Origin of the sequence: Corallococcus praedator, from assembly GCF_003612125.1 — a bacterium.
GTDB classification, from domain to species: Bacteria; Myxococcota; Myxococcia; order Myxococcales; family Myxococcaceae; genus Corallococcus; species Corallococcus praedator.
Genome location: NZ_RAWI01001102.1, coordinates 1 through 434, shown reverse-complemented (window position 1 = coordinate 434; position 434 = coordinate 1). Strand labels below are relative to the sequence as shown.

Below are 434 nucleotides of genomic sequence, written 5' to 3'. Positions count from 1 at the left end.
GCATAGACCGCGGCGAAGCTGAGGCGCTCGTCACGGTAGACGACGAATTCCTTGTCGGCCTGCGCGCCGAAGAACAGCGCCAGATAGTCGCGCAGGTTGGCGGGCGCGTTGACGAAGACCGGCAGGCGGATGCCGCCGACCGGCGCAATGCCAACCGCCATCATGCCGCCGGGCGCGATGATGCCGTCGACGACGGCGTCGATCGCGGTATCGAGAGCGGACTTCATCCCCTAATATCCCATCAAGGTCGCAAGGCGGTCGCCGTGGAAGGCGAAGTCGCCGAAGGTCTCGCGCGCGGCGCGCGCGCGCTTCATGTAGAAGCCGATGTCATAGGCATCGGTCATGCCGATACCGCCGTGCATCTGAACGCCCTCGTCGGTGGCGAGCTTGCACGCCTCCCCTGCCTTCGCCTTGGCAAGGCTGACGAACAGCGC

General features: G+C 66.1%; 2 protein-coding genes. Both read right to left on the bottom strand.

Going from position 1 to position 434, the window contains the following annotated elements; translation table 11 throughout:
* On the bottom strand, positions 1 to 227 hold a 227-nt coding region (locus D7Y13_RS43225), incomplete at its 3' end, for a hypothetical protein (RefSeq protein ID WP_208734658.1).
* Between the two features lie 3 nt (positions 228 to 230).
* On the bottom strand, positions 231 to 434 hold a 204-nt coding region (locus tag D7Y13_RS43220), incomplete at its 5' end, for an acyl-CoA dehydrogenase family protein (protein WP_244222489.1).